17 protein-coding genes are annotated in these 20,816 nt (G+C 45.3%); 5 read left to right on the forward strand and 12 right to left on the reverse strand.

The window, feature by feature from the left end:
- Window positions 1-15: 15 nt before the first annotated feature.
- Window positions 16-2,016, forward strand: coding sequence for a M1 family metallopeptidase (locus AC59JT_RS03095; protein WP_497396023.1), 2,001 nt, complete (start codon window positions 16-18; stop codon window positions 2,014-2,016).
- 116 nt (window positions 2,017-2,132) lie between these two features.
- Window positions 2,133-2,819 (forward strand): peptidase associated/transthyretin-like domain-containing protein, encoded by a 687-nt coding sequence (locus tag AC59JT_RS03100; protein ID WP_497396025.1) that lies wholly within the window; start codon window positions 2,133-2,135, stop codon window positions 2,817-2,819.
- Between the two features lie 49 nt (window positions 2,820-2,868).
- Here the strand turns inward: AC59JT_RS03100 and ilvA are convergent, their stop codons facing one another.
- The 10 genes from ilvA to ilvD form a co-directional block, all read right to left on the reverse strand.
- A complete protein-coding gene (gene ilvA, locus AC59JT_RS03105; protein ID WP_497396027.1) occupies window positions 2,869-4,107 on the reverse strand; it encodes a threonine ammonia-lyase IlvA in 1,239 nt (412 codons plus the stop codon).
- Window positions 4,108-4,297: 190 nt separating this feature from the next.
- Entirely contained in the window at window positions 4,298-5,356 is a 1,059-nt protein-coding gene (leuB, locus tag AC59JT_RS03110; protein WP_497396029.1) for a 3-isopropylmalate dehydrogenase, read from the reverse strand.
- A 150-nt stretch (window positions 5,357-5,506) separates the two neighbouring features.
- Window positions 5,507-7,024, reverse strand: a complete 1,518-nt coding sequence (locus tag AC59JT_RS03115; protein WP_497396031.1) for a hydroxymethylglutaryl-CoA lyase-like TIM-barrel protein — start codon at window positions 7,022-7,024, stop codon at window positions 5,507-5,509.
- Between the two features lie 135 nt (window positions 7,025-7,159).
- The gene (leuD, locus tag AC59JT_RS03120; RefSeq protein ID WP_497396033.1) at window positions 7,160-7,756 is read right to left on the reverse strand and encodes a 3-isopropylmalate dehydratase small subunit; all 597 of its coding nucleotides are present in this window, start codon (window positions 7,754-7,756) and stop codon (window positions 7,160-7,162) included.
- A 78-nt stretch (window positions 7,757-7,834) separates the two neighbouring features.
- On the reverse strand, window positions 7,835-9,235 hold the full coding sequence (leuC, locus tag AC59JT_RS03125; protein WP_497396035.1) for a 3-isopropylmalate dehydratase large subunit: 1,401 nt from the start codon (window positions 9,233-9,235) through the stop codon (window positions 7,835-7,837).
- A 165-nt stretch (window positions 9,236-9,400) separates the two neighbouring features.
- On the reverse strand, window positions 9,401-10,561 hold the full coding sequence (locus AC59JT_RS03130) for a 2-isopropylmalate synthase (RefSeq protein WP_497396037.1): 1,161 nt from the start codon (window positions 10,559-10,561) through the stop codon (window positions 9,401-9,403).
- A gap of 143 nt (window positions 10,562-10,704) precedes the next feature.
- Window positions 10,705-11,763 carry a ketol-acid reductoisomerase gene (gene ilvC, locus AC59JT_RS03135; protein WP_497396039.1) on the reverse strand — a complete coding sequence of 353 codons (1,059 nt, stop codon included), beginning with the start codon at window positions 11,761-11,763 and terminating at the stop codon, window positions 10,705-10,707.
- Between the two features lie 184 nt (window positions 11,764-11,947).
- Window positions 11,948-12,547: an acetolactate synthase small subunit gene (gene ilvN, locus AC59JT_RS03140; RefSeq protein WP_497396041.1), complete on the reverse strand. Its 600-nt coding sequence runs from the start codon at window positions 12,545-12,547 to the stop codon at window positions 11,948-11,950.
- Between the two features lie 17 nt (window positions 12,548-12,564).
- Window positions 12,565-14,301, reverse strand: a complete 1,737-nt coding sequence (gene ilvB, locus AC59JT_RS03145) for a biosynthetic-type acetolactate synthase large subunit (protein ID WP_497396043.1) — start codon at window positions 14,299-14,301, stop codon at window positions 12,565-12,567.
- A 92-nt stretch (window positions 14,302-14,393) separates the two neighbouring features.
- Window positions 14,394-16,100 (reverse strand): dihydroxy-acid dehydratase, encoded by a 1,707-nt coding sequence (ilvD, locus tag AC59JT_RS03150; protein ID WP_497396045.1) that lies wholly within the window; start codon window positions 16,098-16,100, stop codon window positions 14,394-14,396.
- Window positions 16,101-16,641: 541 nt separating this feature from the next.
- Between ilvD and AC59JT_RS03155 the strand changes: the two genes are divergently transcribed.
- Window positions 16,642-17,580 carry a DUF6263 family protein gene (locus AC59JT_RS03155; RefSeq protein ID WP_497396047.1) on the forward strand — a complete coding sequence of 313 codons (939 nt, stop codon included), beginning with the start codon at window positions 16,642-16,644 and terminating at the stop codon, window positions 17,578-17,580.
- A 7-nt stretch (window positions 17,581-17,587) separates the two neighbouring features.
- Window positions 17,588-17,986: a hypothetical protein gene (locus tag AC59JT_RS03160; protein ID WP_497396049.1), complete on the forward strand. Its 399-nt coding sequence runs from the start codon at window positions 17,588-17,590 to the stop codon at window positions 17,984-17,986.
- A gap of 55 nt (window positions 17,987-18,041) precedes the next feature.
- Here AC59JT_RS03160 and AC59JT_RS03165 read toward each other — a convergent pair whose 3' ends face one another.
- Window positions 18,042-19,073 (reverse strand): hypothetical protein, encoded by a 1,032-nt coding sequence (locus tag AC59JT_RS03165; protein WP_497396051.1) that lies wholly within the window; start codon window positions 19,071-19,073, stop codon window positions 18,042-18,044.
- Window positions 19,074-19,191: 118 nt separating this feature from the next.
- Between AC59JT_RS03165 and AC59JT_RS03170 the strand changes: the two genes are divergently transcribed.
- Window positions 19,192-20,253 (forward strand): helix-turn-helix domain-containing protein, encoded by a 1,062-nt coding sequence (locus AC59JT_RS03170; protein WP_497396053.1) that lies wholly within the window; start codon window positions 19,192-19,194, stop codon window positions 20,251-20,253.
- A 256-nt stretch (window positions 20,254-20,509) separates the two neighbouring features.
- Here the strand turns inward: AC59JT_RS03170 and atpC are convergent, their stop codons facing one another.
- A complete protein-coding gene (gene atpC / locus AC59JT_RS03175; RefSeq protein ID WP_497396055.1) occupies window positions 20,510-20,758 on the reverse strand; it encodes an ATP synthase F1 subunit epsilon in 249 nt (82 codons plus the stop codon).
- Window positions 20,759-20,816 lie beyond the last annotated feature (58 nt).

Genomic DNA, 20,816 nt, shown 5'->3' on the forward strand with positions numbered 1-20,816 from the left:
ATTTAAAATTAACTGATGAAATTAAACCAATTTGCCGGGCTTGCCCTGGCTATTTTTGCTGGCATTAATACCGCCAGCGCACAGCGCCCAACACTGGCACCGCCAGACCCAAATGCACCCCCAACCAAATATGATTACCATGATGCATTTGCTCCACTATTTTATACCCAAAACGGAAATGAATACCGCGCCGCCAGCGGCGAGCCGGGCCCAAAATACTGGCAAAACCGCGCCGACTATGAGTTAAGCGCCCGTTTAAATGATAACACCAACGAAATTACCGGTACCGAGGTTTTAACCTATACCAACAACAGCCCGCAAAAACTGGATTTTGTTTGGATGCAACTGGATCAGAATTTATTCAAACAGGATTCAAGAGGTCAGGCTATTATTGGCCCGGGTGTAAGCCGCAATGGTGGCCGTGGCCAGGTGTTTGATGCTGGTTATAAAATTAAATCGGTTAAAGTATTAAGCGGTACCAAAACCGTTACAGCTACCGATGTTAAATTCCTGATAAACGATACACGCATGCAGGTAATTCTGCCGGCTGGCGTTACCGCAAACGGTGGTAAATTGAAATTGAAGATCGAGTTCTCTTTCATATCACCAATGTACGGATCAGACCGTATGGGTATCCTGGAAACTAAGAACGGTAAAGTATTTACGATAGCGCAGTGGTACCCACGTATGTGTGTATATGATGACGTAACCGGCTGGAACCCGCTTCCATACACCGGTCCGGCTGAGTTTTATTTAGAGTATGGCGATTTTGATATCAAGATCACAGCGCCTGCTAAGGACATTGTAGTATGCTCTGGCGAATTACAAAACCCGCAAGAGGTTTACACTGCCGAGCAACAAAAACGTTGGGCACAAGCCGCGCAAAGCGACAAAACGGTTATCATCCGTTCGGCTGCCGAGGTTACTTCTCCGGCGTCACGTCCGGCAGGTAAAGCTGAGCTAACCTGGCACTTTAAAATTAAAAATGCCCGCGATTGCGCTTGGGGCGCTTCATCAGCATTTATTATCGATGCTGCTAAAATGAATGTAGCCGGCCACAAAGGTATGGCAATATCAGCTTATCCGGTTGAAAGCGATGGCCAGGCCGCCTGGGGTCGTTCAACCGAGTATGTAAAAGCTTCTATAGAGCATTACTCAAAAAAATGGTTCGAGTTTCCTTATGGTAATGCAACTGCTGTTGCAGGTACACCGGGTGGTATGGAATATCCTGGTATTGTATTCTGCGGTGCGCGTGCCAACGGCCGCAGCCTGTGGGGTGTAAACGATCACGAATTTGGTCATACCTGGTTCCCGATGATCGTTGGTTCAAACGAGCGTTTGTATGGTTGGATGGACGAAGGTTTCAATACTTTTATTAACGGTCTGTCAACCGCTGCATTTAACAACGGCGAGTACAAACCAGCTAACGCTACTGATTTACAGCGCGCAGGTGCTGCATACACTCGCCCGGGTTTAGAGACCATGTTAAGCGGTGCTGATAACATGAAAGAGCCAAATATTGGTACTTTATTATACGCTAAACCTGGTGCCGGTTTAAATTTGCTGCGCGATCAGATCTTAGGTCCTGAGCGTTTTGATTACGCTTTCAGAACTTACATTAAGCGTTGGGCATTTAAACACCCTACACCTGACGATTTCTTCCGTACGATGGAAAACGTTGGCGGCGAAAACCTGAACTGGTTCTGGAGAGGTTGGTTTGTGAATAACTGGCGTTTAGACGTATCAGTACGTGGCGCTAAATATATAGCTGATGATCCGACCAAAGGTGCTTTGATCACTATTGATAACCTGGAGAAAATGGCGATGCCTGTTATCCTGGAAATTAAATTAAAAAGCGGCAAGACCGACCGCGTTAACTTACCTGTTGAAATATGGGAGCGTAACGTAAGCTGGACATTCAAATATCCTTCGACCGAGGAAATTGAGTCGATCACCTACGATCCTGACAAGCAATTGCCTGATTTTAACCCGGCAAACAACGTCTGGAAAAAGTAATATTAAGAAACCCGGTTTAGGCCGGGTTTTTTATTGGTACAACAATTGTTAAATTATGTTAGAATGACCTTTATTGACGGAATAAGGCCTATATTAACTGCATAATTATACACGCCATGAAACGCTATATCATCCTTACTGCACTGCTCGCTATCGCCGCCGCCGCAGTAAACGCGCAAAGTTTACGAGGTACTATTTATGAAGAAGGAACCGGCCAAAAGCTGCCAAATGTTTTCATTAAGAACACAAACAATAAGCAATTGAGTTTGGCCGATGATAATGGTAAGTTTACTATACCGGCTGCTAACGGTAATGTGGTAATCTTCTATTCGCCGGGATATGTGTCTGATACTTTATTTGTTACCGATATAGACAAAGCCAAACGTATTGAATTAAAATCACTGGCTATAGCCTTAAAGGAAGTAAGTATTACTGATAGTCGCAAAAACTTTAACCCACGTGTAGAGTATCCTGAAGTATACACCCGTAGTAAAGTATATGTACTATCGCCAAGCACTTGGTTCTCTGCCGAAGGCAGAAACGCCCGCCGCCTGAAAAAATATTTCGCCCGTGAGGAGCAGGAGCGCCAGGTTGACGAAGTATACACCAAAAGTTATGTTGGCAGTATTGTACCTTTAAAAGGAGAGGAGCTGTCTAATTTTATGTTATTGTACCGCCCAACTTATGAGTACGTTAAAAATAATAACGGTCCGTCAATAGCGGTATTTATTAATGATTCATACCAGAAATACAAAGCCTTGCCGGCAGATCAGCGTAAGTTGCCGAAGTTGGTGGCGCAGTAACAAAACAGGATTGTCATTTCGAAACGTAGTGAGAAATGACATTTTTGGGTTACACCAAATACTCAAACAAAGTCTGATCTCTGTTCAACTCAATAATATCAAAACGATGCTCGCGCATGCGGGCCAATAAACCGTTGTAATCCTCTTTATTGGTTAGTTCGATACCTACCAATGCAGGCCCTTGCTCTTTCTCCGTTTTCTTGATAAATTCAAATCGTGTAATATCATCCTGCGGCCCCAACACGCTGTTCACAAACAACTTCAAAGCACCCGGGCGCTGTGGGAAACGGACGATGAAGTAATGTTTCAGGCCTTCATATAACAAAGACTTTTCTTTTATCTCCTGCATACGGGCAATGTCGTTATTACCACCGCTCATTACGCATACAACCTTTTTGCCTTTGATCTTATCGGCATAAGCATCGAGTACCGCTACTGATAAAGCGCCTGCGGGTTCAACTACAATGGCATCCTCGTTATACAATTTTAGGATAGTGGTACATACTTTACCTTCGGGGACGAGCAGCATATCGTCCAGTACCTTTGTGCAAAGCTCATAGGTTAAATTACCCACACGTTTTACGGACGCACCATCAACAAAGCGATTGATCTCTGGCAGGGTAACCGGGCCGCCATGTTCAAAAGCTTTAAGCATGGATGGGGCGCCTTCGGGTTCAACACCGGCAAGCAGGATATTGGGATTGTTGTCTTTTAAATAAGTGCCCACACCCGCTGCTAAACCACCACCACCAATGGGCATAATGATGGCTTCTACATCGGGTAGATCATTCAGTATCTCTACACCAACGGTTCCCTGGCCCTCGATGATGCTGGAGTTATCAAAAGGAGGGATGAAGGTCATGTTATGCGTTTGGGTATAGGCCAGGGCCTCCATCAGGCAATCATCAAAAGTATCGCCCACCAAAACAATCTTTATATTATCCCCACCGAACATCTCGGTTTGCTTTACTTTTTGTTTGGGGGTGATCTCGGGCATAAAGATCACACCTTTAGCACCCAGTTTACTGCAACTGAACGCCACGCCCTGCGCATGGTTACCCGCGCTGGCGCAAACCACGCCACGGCTCAATTCATCGGCAGTTAACTGGCTGATCATATTGTAAGCACCACGCAGTTTGTACGAGCGTACAATTTGCAGGTCCTCGCGCTTTAAATAGACCTCGCATTCATATTTTTTCGACAGTCCGGCGTTATACTCCAGCGGCGTGTGTTTTACCACGCCGGCCAGGCGTTTGGCGGCATCTTCAAAATTCAGTTTAATATCCATGGCATCAAGCATTAAAAAATAAAACCGTTATTTTTTGAATAACGGTTTTAGGGTATAAAGGTAGTATATATTTTTCCTAACGGGAACAAAAGAGCGTTGTCAGCCTGAGCCTCGTCGAAGGCTACTTGCGAGGGCCGACGCTCATGCTTCGACGGAGCTCAGCATGACACCCTGCGCGCGTAGGGTGTTGTTACACGTTTTTCGCCAACCAATCACCAACTTCGCTGGTTTTGTAGGCTTTGTTTTTGCCTGCAAGGTCCTCGGTTACGATACCTTCTGCCAATGATTTGTTAACCACCGCGCGGATAGCTTCGGCTTCTTCTTTCAAACCGAAAGCATCCTCAAACATCATAGCAGCTGACAGGACGGTAGCTAATGGGTTGGCGATGTCTTTACCAGCCGCTTGCGGATAAGAGCCGTGGATAGGCTCAAATAGCGATGTATGCACACCTATTGATGAAGAAGGCATTAAACCCATTGAACCGGATATAACTGATGCCTCATCGGTCAATATATCACCGAACAAGTTTTCGGTGATGATCACATCATAGCTGCTTGGCCATTGTACCAAACGCATAGCAACCGCGTCAACAAATTCATAGCTTACGGTCACTTCAGGGAAGTCTTTTTCCATGTCCTGAACCGTTTGGCGCCATAGGCGAGAGGTTTCCAATACGTTTGCTTTATCAACACAGCACAGTTTTTTGCCACGTTGCATAGCCATTTCAAAACCTAGTTTAGCCAAACGCTGTACTTCATCTTTGGTGTAAGTACAAGTATCGAAAGCGGTGTTGCCGTCGTCTTTACGGCCACGCTCGCCGAAGTAAATACCACCTGTTAACTCACGCAGAATGATCAGGTCAGTTCCTTCAATACGCTCACGTTTAAGCGGTGAGTTGTCGATCAATGACGGGAAGGTAAAAGTAGGGCGCACGTTAGCGTATAAACCTAAGGCTTTACGCATTTTCAATAAACCTTGCTCCGGGCGAACAGGCGCAGTAGGGTCGTTATCAAAACGCGGGTGACCAATAGCGCCAAACAATACCGCGTCGGCAGCCATACAAACGTCATGGGTCGAATCCGGGTAGGGCTCGCCTACCGCGTCTATAGCGGCAGCGCCGGTCAGGGCCGATGTCCAGGCAATGTCGTGGTTAAACTTTTGCGCAATGGCGTTTGATACTTTAACAGCCTGGTCAATTACTTCCGGGCCTATTCCGTCTCCTGCTAAAAGGGCGATATTTAGTTTCATTTCAGAGTATGTTTATTTTAAGTACTTCAATTAAATTCTTTTGGTGCGCTGGGCTGTCATCCTGAGCTCCGCCGAAGGGTGAGCGTAAAGGCCTTTGCCCTCATGCTTCGACTGAGCTCAGCATGACACCGGCCCGCGTCTTGATTCCCTCTATATTATATTCAGCATCTTCTCCGTAGCCTTAATAGCGCATACGGTTTGATCCGAATCCAGGCCGCGGGTGATGAATTTTTTGCTGTCTGTTTCCCAGGTGATGATGGTTTCGCAAAGTGCGTCTGTAGCACTACCCGGGGCTATGCGAACTACGTAGTCTATCAGCGTAGGTAGTTTGCGTTTTTTCTTGGTGTAGGCCTTGGTTAAGGCTTTCATAAAAGCATCAAACTGCCCATCGCCCTGCGCGTTCTCTTCAAATTTTTCGCCCTCAATGTTTACCATTATAGTGGCCGAAGGGCGTAAACCTAAAGAGTGCATCAACACGTACGATTCTACAGTTACCTTTTTGTCGTATAGGTTGCTATCCAACACGTCGGATATGATGTAGGGAAGATCTTCCTTGGTAACCGTTTCTTTTTTGTCGCCCAGCTCAATAACGCGTTGAGTAACTTTTTTCAGGTCGGCATCATTAAGCTTTAAGCCTAATTCCTGCAGGTTTTTTTCAATATTGGCTTTGCCCGATGTTTTACCCAGCGCGTACTCGCGCTTGCGGCCGAAACGTTCGGGCAGCAGATCGTTAAAATAAAGATTGTTTTTATTGTCGCCGTCGGCATGAATGCCGGCGGTTTGGGTAAATACGTTCTCGCCAACAATAGGTTTGTTGGATGGGATGCGTACGCCTGAAAAAGTCTCCACCAGTTTACTAACTGAGTAAATTGATTTCTCTTTCAACCCGATCTCTACCTCAGGCACAAAATCGTTGATCACTGCTACAGCACTGGCTAAGGCGGCATTGCCCGCGCGTTCGCCCATACCGTTAACGGTTAAGTGCAGCCCGTGTACGCCGGCTTTAACTGCTTCTAACACGTTGGCTGTTCCCAGGTCATAGTCATTATGGGCGTGGAAATCAAAATGTGTGTTAGGGTATTTATTGATGAGCTGGATAAGGAATAGCGCGGTTTCCTTCGGCGTTAACACGCCTAAAGTATCCGGCAATAAAACACGTTTAACAGGTTGCTGCGTGATGAAATCAAGATATTGGTAAACGTATTCTGATGAATTACGCATGCCGTTGCTCCAGTCCTCCAAATACACATTTGTCTCAATACCATGTTCTGCGGCCTGGGAAATCACACTTGCAATTTCGGCAAAATGCTGCTCAGGTGTTTTTTTAAGCTGATGGGTAAGATGGTTTAATGATCCCTTGGTTAGCAGGTTTTGTACTTTAACGCCGGCTTTCACCATCCAATCAATAGATACACCGTTATCAACAAACGATAGCACCTCGATACGCTTGGTATGGCCATTGGCGTTGGCCCAATCCATAATAGCTTTTACGGCCTGAAATTCGCCGTCAGACACGCGGGCCGATGCGATCTCGGCCCGGTCAACGTTCAGTTCTTCCAGTAAAAGCTGGGTTATGGTTAGTTTTTCTGATATGGAAAACGATACCCCCGACGTTTGTTCTCCGTCGCGGAGGGTGGTATCCATGATCTCTATTTTCCTGCGGGTCATTTGTTATTGTTTGTGGCGATCAATTCACCAGCAATAAAAAGCCGTCATTGCGAGGTACGAAGCAATCTCTAAACTTTTCAGGTTGGAATATCCTATGTAGAGATTGCTTCGTACCTCGCAATGACGTGGTGTTTTTTAAAACGGAAGCTGCTCAGCAAATTCCTTTATATCGCCTTTAATGCTTTGCAGATAGTCGATATCGTCAAAGCCGTTAAGCATATTGTTCTTTTTGTAGCCGTTGATGTCAAAGCTTTCCGATTCGCCTGTGGTTGACAGGGTGATGGTTTGAGCCGGCAGATCGATCACCAATTCAGTTTTAGGATCAGCGTAGATTGCCGCGAAGATCTTTTCCAGGAACTCAGCGCTTATTTGTACCGGCAATACGCCAATGTTTAAGCAGTTACCTTTAAAAATATCAGCAAAAAAGCTGGAAACTACGGCACGAAAGCCATAGTCGTAAACAGACCATGCCGCGTGTTCGCGTGATGAACCAGAACCAAAGTTTTTACCGCCAACCAGTATCTTACCACTGTAGGTAGGGTCGTTCAATACAAAATCCTGTTTAGGGGTATTGTCCGGGTTATAGCGCCAGTCGCGGAAAAGGTTATCGCCAAAGCCTACACGCTCGGTAGCTTTCAGGAAACGCGCCGGAATGATCTGGTCGGTATCCACATTCTCGATAGGAAGCGGTACCGCGGTGCTTGTAAGTATATTAAATTTATCGTAAGCCATTTTTTGTTAGTCTTGAGTCTTGAGTCTTAAGTTCTGAGTCATTTTACTTTTGACTTCCGACTTAAGACTTCGGACTATTTACGCTTCAATTAAAGTTCTCGGATCGGTAACTACGCCGGTAACTGCGGCTGCGGCTGCAACCAGCGGACTAGCCAGCATGGTGCGTGAGCCCGGGCCCTGACGGCCTTCGAAGTTACGGTTTGAGGTACTTACGGCGTATTTGCCGGCAGGTACCTTGTCGTCGTTCATGGCCAAACAAGCTGAACAGCCTGGTTGACGTAGTTCGAAACCTGCTTCGTTCAGGATATCCAGTAAACCTTCTTCTTTAATTTGCGCCTCAACAATGTGCGATCCCGGTACTAACCAGGCGGTAACATTATCTGCCTTGTGTTTGCCTTTTATTAACGAAGTGAACGCACGGAAATCCTCGATACGGCCATTGGTACAGCTGCCAACAAATACATAGTCAACCGGTTTGCCTATCATACTATCGCCTTCGTGGAAGCCCATATAGCCTAATGATTTCTCATAAGTAGCCACACCGCCTTCAACTTGCTCTGCATCCGGGATATCGCTTGATATGCCCATGCCCATGCCCGGGTTGGTACCGTAGGTGATCATCGGTTCGATAGACGAACCATCGAAAGTTAATTCTTTATCGAAGATAGCGCCTTCGTCGGTTTTTAAAGTTTTATAGTAAGCTAATGCTTTATCCCAAGCCTCGCCTTTAGGGCTAAACTCACGGCCTTTAACGTAGTTGATGGTGGTTTCATCCGGAGCGATCATACCGCCACGGGCACCCATTTCAATACTCAGGTTACAAACCGTCATACGGCCTTCCATGGTCATGTTCTCAAACACGTCACCGGCATATTCTACAAAATAACCTGTAGCGCCTGATGTAGTCAGTTTTGAGATGATGAACAAAGCCACATCTTTTGGCGTAACTGCTTTACCTAATTTGCCATTAATGTTAATGCGCATTTTTTTAGGTTTAGGCTGCATGATACACTGCGTAGCCAACACCATTTCAACCTCGGAAGTACCGATGCCGAACGCGATGGCACCGAAAGCGCCGTGTGTAGAGGTGTGCGAATCGCCACAAACAATAGTTGCGCCGGGCTGAGTAATACCATACTCCGGACCTACAACGTGCACGATACCATTTTTTTGGTGCCCCAAGCCCCAGTGGCTGATACCATACTCGGCCGAGTTGGTTTCCAGCATATGCAGCTGGTTAGCCGAAAGTGGATCGGCAACCGGCTTGTCCTGGTTAATGGTTGGCGTGTTGTGGTCGGCCGTAGCGAATGTACGGTTAGGGTATAATACCTTAATGCCCCTGGTTTTTAAGCCCAAAAAGGCAACCGGGCTGGTTACTTCGTGGATAAGGTGGCGATCGATAAACAGCACATCCGGGCCATCTTCAATTTTACGTACAACGTGTGCGTCCCACACCTTATCAAATAATGTTTTGCTCATTGTTTGTGTTAGTTAATTAGTGATTGGATGATCAGTGATTAGTTAACTGGTGATTAGTTAATTAGTCCCTGTCTTTTTACCACTTATACTTTTTACTCTTTATTATTATTTTTATCTGAGATGGTCAACTAATCACTAATTAACTAGTCAACTGATCACTAAAACTTAAACTTTAGCAGATGCCATCAGGCCTTGCAAGTCTTCATCATTTATATCCAGTTTATTATCTGCCAGGGTAAGGAAGCGGTGATAAGCATCGGCCAGTTCCTCCTTGCTTAGGTTAAAACCTAAACGCTCCAGGTGGAATTTAAGCGCGTGCCTGCCGCTGCGGGCTGTAAGCACAATAGTAGCGCTTGGGAAGCCAACGTCCTCGGGGCGGATAATTTCGTAGTTTTCGCGGTTTTTCAGGAAACCATCCTGGTGGATGCCTGAGCTGTGTGCAAACGCGTTGCTGCCAACGATAGCCTTGTTTGGCTGTACCGGCATGCGCATTTGCGAGCTTACCATGTGGCTCAACTCATAAAAATTCTTAGCGTTGATGTTGGTGTGTAAGCCTAAAACCTGGTGAGTTTTCAATATCATCACAACTTCCTCAATAGAAGTGTTTCCCGCACGCTCACCAATACCATTAATAGTACCCTCAATTTGACGGGCACCGTTTTGCAAGCCTGCAACCGAGTTAGCTGTAGCTAAGCCCAGATCATTATGGCAATGCACAGATATAATGGCTTTATCAATGTTTTTAACGTTCTCTTTCAGGAACTTTATTTTTGCGCCGTATTGGTCGGGCAGGCAGTAGCCGTTGGTGTCGGGGATGTTTACTACCGTAGCACCGGCTGCAATTACTGCTTCAACCATTTGTGCCAGGTAAACAACGTCGGCGCGGCCGGCGTCTTCCGCGTAGAACTCAATGTCCTCAACAGATTTTTTAGCGTATTTAACAGCTTCAACAGCGCGCTCTAATATCTCTTCGCGGGTACTGTTAAATTTGTGTTTGATGTGCATGTCCGACGATCCGATGCCGGTATGGATGCGCGGGTGTTTGGCATATTTTAATGATTCGACCGCTGCATCAATATCGCCTTTGTTGGCACGGGTAAGCGCGCAAACGGTTGGGTTTTTCACGGCTTTTGATATTTCTACCACGCTTTGAAAATCGCCGGGGCTTGATATCGGGAAACCGGCTTCAATAATGTCAACTCCCAGGGCCTCCAGTTCGCGTGCAATTTCTATCTTTTCAGGGGTAGTTAATTGGCAGCCCGGTACCTGCTCGCCATCGCGCAGCGTGGTATCAAAAACGTAGACTCGGTTTGGATCGTGTAACATATGTTTTGTTTGTTTAAATATTTTTAATTATGTCATTGCGAGCGGTAGCGTGGCAATCGCGAAGATGTTATTCGCGATTGCTTCGTCGTACCTCCTCGCAATGACAATTAGCTTTTAGCTTTCGCCTTTCAGCTTTTACCTTATTATGCTTCTACAGCCTGGTTCTCCGGACGTAAGCTACGTACGGTTTTACCTGCTTGCCATAATTCGCTTTCGCGTAGTTCTGCTAATTCAGCATCTAGTTTCTCGCGGTAATCTTCTTTACTGTTCAGGTCGATTGAACGTTGTGACTCTTTGCCGGTAGCAACGCTGTCATAAAGTTTTTCAAATACCGGTTTAGTAGCGTCGCGGAAAGGTTTCCACCAATCTAAAGCACCACGTTGTGCAGTAGTTGAGCAATTAGCATACATCCAGTCCATACCGTTTTCTGCAACTAATGGCATTAACGATTGAGTTAACTCTTCAACAGTTTCGTTGAATGACTCAGACGGAGAGTGACCGTTTGCACGTAATACTTCGTATTGTGCAGCAAAGATACCCTGGATACAACCCATCAAAGTACCACGCTCGCCGGTTAAGTCGCTATAAACTTCTTTACGGAAATCTGTTTCGAACAGGTAACCGCTACCAACAGCAATACCTAAAGCGATAACACGCTCAAAAGCTTTACCTGTAGCATCCTGGAAGATAGCGTAGCTAGAGTTTAAGCCACGGCCTTGCAAGAACATACGACGCAATGAAGTACCTGAACCTTTAGGCGCAACCAGGAATACGTCAACATCAGCAGGAGGGATAATACCGGTTTGCTCGTTGAAAGTGATACCGAAACCGTGAGAGAAGTATAATGCTTTACCCGGGGTTAAGTGTTTTTTAACAGTTGGCCATAAAGCGATCTGTGCAGCATCACTTAATAAATAACAAATAACAGTGCCACGCTCTAAAGCTTCTTCAATTTCAAAAAGGGTTTCGCCCGGTACAAAGCCATCAGCAATAGCTTTATCCCATGTTTTTGAATTTTTACGCTGACCAACAATTACGTTGATGCCATTGTCTTTTTGGTTTAGCGCCTGGCCCGGGCCTTGCACACCGTAACCGATAACAGCTACTACTTCATTTTTCAGGATGTCCTGAGCTTTCGATAGAGGGAACTCCTCGCGGGTAACTACATTTTCTTCAGTTCCGCCGAAATTTAATTTTGCCATTGTTTTTGTTTTTATTGATTTGATTGATCGATGCTTGCGAACGATCGGTTTATGTTACTAATTTATTAATACTCTTTTGTCATTGCGAGGAGGAACGACGAAGCAATCGCGAACTATGCATGTCGTCTACCTTTCTCCGTGCGATTGCCACGCTACGCTCGCAATGACAATCGTAGTTGGGGTATTACATCGTAAACACCTTACTACCCTTATTCAAATACTCATTCTCTACCACTTCTTCGCCCGGCTCTAAACGCTCAAACTCGCGTAGTTTGCTGTTGAAGCCTTCGCTATCTTTAATGATAGCCACACGTGCGCTACGTACGAACTCTATCAGTCCGAATGGTTGCAATATGGCTATAAGGTTGTCGGTCTCCTCGCGGTGGCCGGTGGTTTCAAACACGGTATAATCCTTACGGATAACTACCGCGCGTGCACCATTTTCGCGCAGCAAACGCTCAACGCTTACCTTCTCGGCAATTACGTCGGTTGATACTTTGTACAGCGCCAGTTCCTGCCAGATCACGTCGGCATTGGTGTGGTAATATACCTTTAGTACCTCTACCTGTTTTTCTATCTGGCGGGTTAGTTTGCGTACAACTTCTTCCGATTCGGTTATAACTATATTGAAGCGGTGGATACTCTCAATCTCAGACGGAGAGGTATTCAGGCTGTCGATATTTATTTTTCTACGTGTAAATATAATAGCTATTCTGTTTAAAAGACCAACCTGGTTCTCTGTGTAGATAGTGATATTATATTCCTGCTTATCTAAATTTTCCATTGTGTTGCCTCCGTTGATTATTTAAGCCTTATCTCACTTACACTGCATCCCTGTGGTACCATCGGGAACACGTTGTTCTCTTTGGTCACTTTTACTTCCAGCAGGAATGAGCCCGGGTTATCTAACATTGCTTTTAAAGCACCTTGCAGGTCGTCGCGTTCGCTGATGCTTTTGCCGGCTATGCCGTAAGCAGCTGCTAAAGCTACAAAATCAGGGCTTTGAATATCAACAAATGAATATCTGCGCTCGTTAAATAACTCCTGCCATTGGCGAACCATGCCCAGGAAGCTGTTGTTCAGGATAATTACCTTCACATCAACGCCGGTTTGCATAATAGTACCCAGTTCCTGGCAGGTCATCTGGAAACCGCCATCGCCAATAACGGCTACTACGGTTTTATTCTGAGCGCCATATTTGGCACCTATCGCCGCAGGCAAAGCAAAGCCCATGGTGCCTAAACCACCACTGGTAACATTGCTGCGGGTGTTGTTAAACTTAGCGTAACGACAAGCCACCATCTGGTGCTGGCCAACATCGGTTACTATAACAGCCTCGCCATCGGTTAAAGCGTTTAGTTGGTTAATCACTTCACCCATGGTTAACTGGCCTTCGCCCGGGTTTAGTTCTTTTTCAATTACTTGTTCAACTTCCTGGCGGGTGTAGTCGTTAAATTTGGCTAACCACTCGGTATGTTGTTTTTCGTCAACCAAAGCGGTTAATAAAGGCAGGGTTTCTTTACAGTCGCCCCATACCGGTACGGTTGATTTTACGTTTTTGTCGATCTCGGCCGGGTCAATATCCAAATGGATCACCTGCGCTTGTTTGGCGTATTTATCTAAACGACCGGTTACACGGTCGTCAAAACGCATACCGATTGCGATCAATACATCACACTCGTTAGTCAACACGTTAGGGCCGTAGTTACCGTGCATACCCAGCATACCCACGTTTAACGGGTGACTGGTTGGTATAGCACCTGCACCTAAAACGGTCCATGCCGCCGGGATACCGCTTTTCTCAACAAAAGCTTTAAACTCCTGCTCGGCACTGCCTAATAACACACCCTGACCAAACAGTATAAAAGGTTTTTTAGCCTGGTTAATTAACGCTGCTGCCTGCTCAATATATTGCGGGCGTACAGTTGGTTTTGGGCGATAGCTGCGGATGTGATCACACTTGGTATAACCCGCGTAATCAAATAACTGGATCTGCGCGTTTTTGGTGATGTCGATCAATACAGGACCCGGGCGACCGCTTTTAGCAATGTAAAATGCTTTAGCAATAGCTTCCGGAATTTCGTTAGCATCGGTTACCTGGTAGTTCCATTTGGTTACCGGGGTGGTAATGTTAATTACGTCGGTCTCCTGGAAAGCATCGGTACCTAAAAGGTGCGCGAAAACCTGGCCGGTGATACAAACTAATGGGGTACTATCTATCTGCGCATCGGCCAAACCTGTTACCAGGTTGGTAGCACCGGGGCCGCTGGTAGCGAATACCACGCCCACTTTGCCCGATGTACGCGCATAACCCTGACCGGCGTGTATACCACCTTGTTCGTGGCGTACCAATACGTGGTCAAGCTTTTCATTATAATCATATAAAGCATCATAAATAGGCATAATGGCACCACCCGGATAACCGAAAATGGTTTCAACGCCCTCTGCTATCAAGGCCTCTAATAAAGCTACCGAACCGGATACTTTCTGGGTTTCTTTAGCTTTGGTTTCTAGTATTTCTTGTTGTGCAACTTCCATACTTGTTATTTTTATTTCGAATTTCGGATGTTCGATTTCGAATTTATTTTTTGATTTGATTTCAGCTTTTGCCTTTAAGCTTTTACCTCCAATTAAAACTCATCCGTAACGCAACCTTCGGCTGCCGATTTTACGGTTTTGGCGTAGCGGTATAGTAAACCTTTGCTTACTTTAAGTGCTGGCTCTTGCCATGCAGCTTTACGGGCGGCCAGTTCTTCGTCGCTTAGTATTACGTTGATCTGGTTTGTTGTGGCATCAATAATGATCTTATCGTCATCATTAATTAAGCCAATAGCGCCGCCGTCGTATGCCTCGGGGGTGATGTGACCCACCACAAAACCGTGGGTACCACCGCTAAAGCGGCCGTCGGTAATGAGTGCTACCGAACTGCCCAAACCCGCGCCAAAAATGGCCGATGTTGGTTTAAGCATTTCGGGCATACCCGGCGCGCCTTTAGGGCCCACGTTGCGGATAACCACCACATCACCTTTTTTGACTCGACCGCTTTGTATGCCGGCAATCAGTTCAAACTCGCCATCAAACACGCGGGCAGGGCCTTCAAAATGAGTACCCTCTTTACCGCTGATCTTGGCCACGCTACCACCGGTAGCAATATTTCCGTATAGGATCTGTAAGTGACCGGTAGCCTTAACAGGCGCTTCAACCGGCCAAATAATTTTTTGAGTATCGAATGTTAGTTCAGGTACCTCAGCAAGGTTCTCAGCAATAGTTTTACCGGTAACTGTTAAGCAATGACCGTGTAACCAACCTTGAGCCAGGCAATATTTCATTACCGCAGGTACACCGCCAATGTTGTGCAGGTCTTCCATCATGTATTTGCCGCTTGGCTTCATATCCGCCAGTACCGGTATGCGGTTACTCACGGTCTGGAAATCATCCTGCGTTAAAACTACGCCAACGCTTTTGGCCATGGCTATCATGTGTAACACCGCGTTGGTGCTGCCACCCAATACCATAATGATCACCATCGCGTTCTCGAACGCCTCACGGGTCATGATGTCGCTTGGTTTAATATCTTTCTCCAGTAATACTTTTATCGCTTTACCGGCTGCTAAACATTCTTGTTTCTTTTCTTCGCTCAACGCTGGGTTACTTGATGAGTAAGGCAAGCTCATACCCAAAGCCTCAATAGCGGCGGCCATGGTGTTGGCAGTATAAATACCCCCACAGGCACCCGCGCTAGGGCAGGCGTTTTTAATTACGCCCATAAAATCCTCAGGAGAGATGTCACCGGCTATCTTTTTACCCAAAGCCTCAAATGCCGAAACAATGTTCAGATCCTCACCCTTCCAGTGGCCCGGTTTAATAGTACCACCGTATACCATGATTGATGGACGGTTTAAACGGCCCATTGCCATGATAGAGCCCGGCATATTTTTATCACATCCCGGCAAAGTAATTAAACCATCATAGTATTGAGCGCCTGTAACAGCTTCGATAGAATCGGCAATAATATCACGACTAACCAACGAGTAGCGCATACCTTCGGTGCCGTTGCTCATGCCATCGCTTACGCCAATGGTATGAAAAATAAGGCCCACCAGGTCTTCGCTCCAAATACCTTGTTTCACAATTTTCGCCAGATCGTTCAGGTGCATGTTGCAGGTGTTGCCATCATAGCCCATGCTGGCCACGCCTACCTGTGCTTTGCGCATATCGTCATCAGTTAAACCAATGCCGTAAAGCATGGCCTGAGCCGCAGGCTGAGTAGGGTCTTGCGTAAAAGTTTTGCTGTACTTGTTTAATTCTACACCAGTGGTGTTGCTAGCTGAACTCATTTTTTAGTCTGTTATTTGCCCCAGGTAATTAGGCATACCTGTTATGTGAATTTCTGTTTCTTTAAGATAGACATAGCCCTAAAAACTGGCAATAGCCTGAGCGAAAAAAGTGAAATACATATATAATATGTATTTATAGTAAATAATCGATTAAATATTCTGAAATAATAAATATTTAACAAATTAAATTTGCATGCATCTATACCAAAGTTCAAAACGGTATTCGGTATAGTTTTTATGCATGCATAATAAAGCGCCAAAATTCGGCGTAAAATTGGGGTGAGGTGTGAAAAAGTTGATGGTTTTGGGGTGATTTTTATGATGTAGGTAATATGCCAGTTTCGTCAATAAAACCGCTGTCCGAAGTCTCTGACTTCCGACGACTATGTTGATAGTCTTTAGACTATCGTGTGATGCATTGCGTACTGTAGTTGTAAACTACAGGCATAAGGGTCCGAAGTTGGAAACTTCGGACAGCGGGGACCTTTGCTGAAGCGAGCTGCCATTTGTGAAGTCACAAAACTATATGCATCTTTATCACATGACTTTATCGCCATTTAAATATCTGTTAATTTTATCGTTGTTGTTTTTATCTGTATGCTGCTCGGCTCAAAAAGTTAAACTTGCTTTAAATCTATCTGTTGATAGCACATATTATCTTAAAAGTGTGGGGAACGTGGCGGTTAACCAAATTATAGATAATACGAACATGTCGGTGACCACTACGGTTTCCGGCCGGCTATCTTTTAAAGTAAAAACAATCCGTGATACTGTTTATGAGATGGAAAGCCAGTACAAGCAAATAGCTATTCATTTAGCGGTAGGCGATAAGGTGATGGATGTAAATACAGATAGTGTTAGGCAAGATGTTTTTTCGGTTATTATGCGAACGCTTATTGATAAACCATTCACAATTTTGTTAAGTAAGACAGGAAGAGTGCTGCAACTAAAAAATATCGACAACATATATTCCGGTATGTTTGATCTCTTTAAAGAAATTCCTGAAGCCCAGCACGAACAGATAAAGCAGGAAATACAGAAATCGTTTGGTGAGCGATCGCTTAAGACCTCTATTCAGGACGTATTTGCAATTTATCCGTCCCGGGCTATAGGTGTAAACGATAATTGGTTTAGCAATACTCAAATGGAAACCAGTGGAATGAATATCAAAACTGCGATGAAATACACATTGAATAGTGTAGCAAGCGATGTGTTTGAGGTTAATGGTGTGGCAAAATTAGCCTCAGGTAAAACTGTAGACTTTAGAGAGACAACCAAGGGGATATTTATGCGCTTTACCAATATGGCGGGAGGAGCTACCGCAGAACTTAAGATAGATAAAAAGACCGGATGGATAATTCAAGCCAAAGTAGTTAAAAGTATAAAAGGAACTGCGCAATTAAAGGATAGTCCGCAGGTTCCAGGAGGCTTAAGTTACCCAATATCAATTGTTGCTAATATAAAAGGAGATTCAAAGTAAGTATTAAATGAGCGAGTACCGCATACCCCTAAAGTACCGCAGGATGGAGAACCTGCATATTGTTTTTTGGTTGTTGAAGGATATTGGCTGGTGCCTCATCTGGAAGCCGCTGGGTATTGTGATGGTAGCGCCTACTTTAATTATAGCTATTGTAATAGCCTGGCGCACCCGCCATATGGTGGCCGAGCTTTGCCATAACCTGGCCATTGCATTTTGGATAACGGCTAACTCATACTGGATGTCGGTTGAGTTTTTGAAGGTGGATGAACGGATAGTTGCCGGCTCAATAACTTATAAGCAGCTGGCTTTAATTCCGTTTTTAATAGGCTTGAGCTTTTTGGTTTATTATTATTTCTACTACGGACCCAAGCACCCGGATAAGCAACATGTTAATTTGGCGGAGTAAGAGCATGTAAAAGCCGGGGCTAAAAACCCCGGGCTTTGTGTCTTTATGTAAAATATCACTCCTTCACCAAACTCATTTCATACCTTTTCCCATCCATTTGCCCCGTTAAACTTAACTCTTTTCCCGACGATATCATTTTGCCGCTAAAGGCTCCCACGCCCTTAGCCGGGTATCTCCACTCCATATTAATATCACCGTTTTTGCCAAGTTTGTAATGGCCAAGGCGTATCCTGCGGTGGTCGTTCCACTTAAAAACGGCTTCATCAGCCAGGTCAAGGTACATATGGCTCAATACGCTGTCTGTCGAATTTTTCGCCCGGTATGCTACGCCGTCTATCTTTAAATTTTCAACGCGGTACTTGCCGGTGAGCTGCGGGTGCCGGTCGGGATGTTGGTAGTGGAGTGAACAAAATAATGGAATGAGCACGAACAAGGCGGGCCATAACCATTTTTTTGGCGTAGCCGCATTGTTGGGCCTGTTAAATAGCAACGGCCACAAATGTGCGCCTCCTGAGCAAATAAAATATATTGTTGCCGTTAGCAGCACTACGCCTTGCGCTAATACGCCTAAGGGCATGGCATAAAAAAAGTCGAGCAAGCTAATAAACACCAGCATTGGCAAGGCGATAAGGCTGCCTAATAGCCGTGTTCTGTTAAACAGGATCAATGTGGCGGCTATTATCTGCAGTAATGCAATTACCGACGTAAAACCGTACGAGAAATGAAAAAAAGCCCAAACCAGGTTGTAGCCCGAGAAGGAGGAGAACGGCGTATCGAGCATACCCAGAGGAATGATCATTTGGAGTTTTTGTAGTTTCTGCAGGCCGAACATAGCCAGATCTAAAGCCAGGAAAAATGCCGTGACTTGTACGATCCACATTTGGTATGATGTGACCACGCCCTTTCGTTCGCGGGAGTGCCAGATAAAAACCACAACCAGCGGGATAAGCAATGGCAGGTAAGCGGCCAGGTAAATAAAATCAACAGGAATCAGGTCGCCCAGGTATTTGGAGGCCAGGCGCCTAAAAACAAGGCCTGTTACAAATGCTGAAAGCAGGCCGAGTAAAAATTTTTGATAAAGTTTCATATAATTGGTTTTTACCGCAAAGCAAGGTTTTGCTAATAAAAGTTTGTTCGGCTGTATCCAAACGTACCGTATGGCTGGATAGCGGCGTATATTTACACCGTAAACCTTTACTAAAACTATGCATCCATCTTTTGCATTACTGTTTTCGGCGCTTAGTGCGGGCAGCTTATTTTTGGCCGCTTTTTTATTGCTAACCGGCGTTGTGCAGGCCAATCGCGAAGCGAATAAATGGCTGGGCGTATTCTTTTTGTTGTTGAGTTTGCTGTTCATAGAATTGGTTTTAGAAAAGGCAGGCAATGCGCCAAGCATGCTAATTCAAATAACCGAATGGCCACGCTGGGCCATATTTCCGTGTTTGTATGTAGCGGTATTCGCTTTCGTTCATCCGCGGCAACGACCACGTTTATTGTTGGTTCACTTTTTGCCGGCAGTTGTTTTTGTGCTTATTTTACTGTTTGGCGATCAGGTAAAGTTGCCGATATGGCTAGGGTTTATAGCGCGGTATTTCTTTTTCGCGCAAGGCCTGGTATATGGTTTATTAAACCTGCAAATATTAACGAAACATCAAAGTCACATCCGCCAGTTACTGGCCGATAGGGCTTCAGATCTGACCTGGCTTCGCAACTTTGTATACGCGCCTTTAATAATAGCGGCGGTATGGTTTGCCTTTAGGCAGTTGCCCATGCTGGATGGTTTATTGCAATTGTTGTGTTTGGGTGTGAGCCTGTATTTTGTTTCGGCAGCATTCAGGCAGCGCGAAGTATTCCCGGAGAAGATAATGGCAGTGGCGGAAGACCTGATCGATCTGCCCACGGCATCCACAACCGCGCAAAGACTTACGCCGCAACAGATCGAGCTATTAAAGCAGCGCGTAATGCTGGTAGTAGAAAAAGATAAACCTTATTTAGACCCCACACTTAACCTGCAAACGCTGGCTGAGCAGGTAGGTATTAATACGCACGAACTCTCGTTGGTTTTGAATCAGGGTTTCGGGATGAATTTTTATGCCTACATCAATGGACTGCGGACGGAGGAAGCCATCAAGTTGTTGGAGTCGGGGCAATATGGTAGGGGAGATATGGAGGCTATCGCGATAAGAGCTGGCTTTAATTCTCGCACTACCTTCTACGCGTCTATCAAAAAGTTAAAGGGCGAAACGCCTACCAGTTTGCTAAAATAGGGTGTTCCATACTTATAAGTCAGTAAGCTTTTGTGGTGATATAATTAGTTGATATAAAGATAGTTAACATAAATGGTGGGGTGCGCCGCTTTGCGCCGCTTTTTTAGATAAATATCTGATTATCAAACACTAAATTAAAATTGCTGCGCCACTTGCGCCACTTTAAAAGTGGCGCACCCACTAAATATTAACCAATAAAAAAGCCCGTCCCAACAACTGTCGGGACGGGCTTTCCATACATTTTAAAGCTTAATGCTTAGCGATGCTCGATGCCTTCGGCTAAAACTACAACTTTGTTGTCTGAAGCTTCAACCACGCCACCTTTTACAAAAAAGGTTTCTTCGCCTTTGCCACTGCGGATGATCAGTTTGCCATCCTGCAGGGTTGAGATGATAGGAGCGTGGTGGTTTAATATCTCAAAAGAACCCAAAGTGCCCGGCAGGGTTACCGAAGTAGCTTCGCCTTCAAACACTTTTTTTTCGGGAGTAAGAATTTCTAGAGTCATATTGATTATGATGTGCAGATATGCAAATGTGCAAATGTGCAGATGACTGATTAGCTAA

It is taken from the genome of Mucilaginibacter sp. A3364 (genome assembly GCF_059690715.1).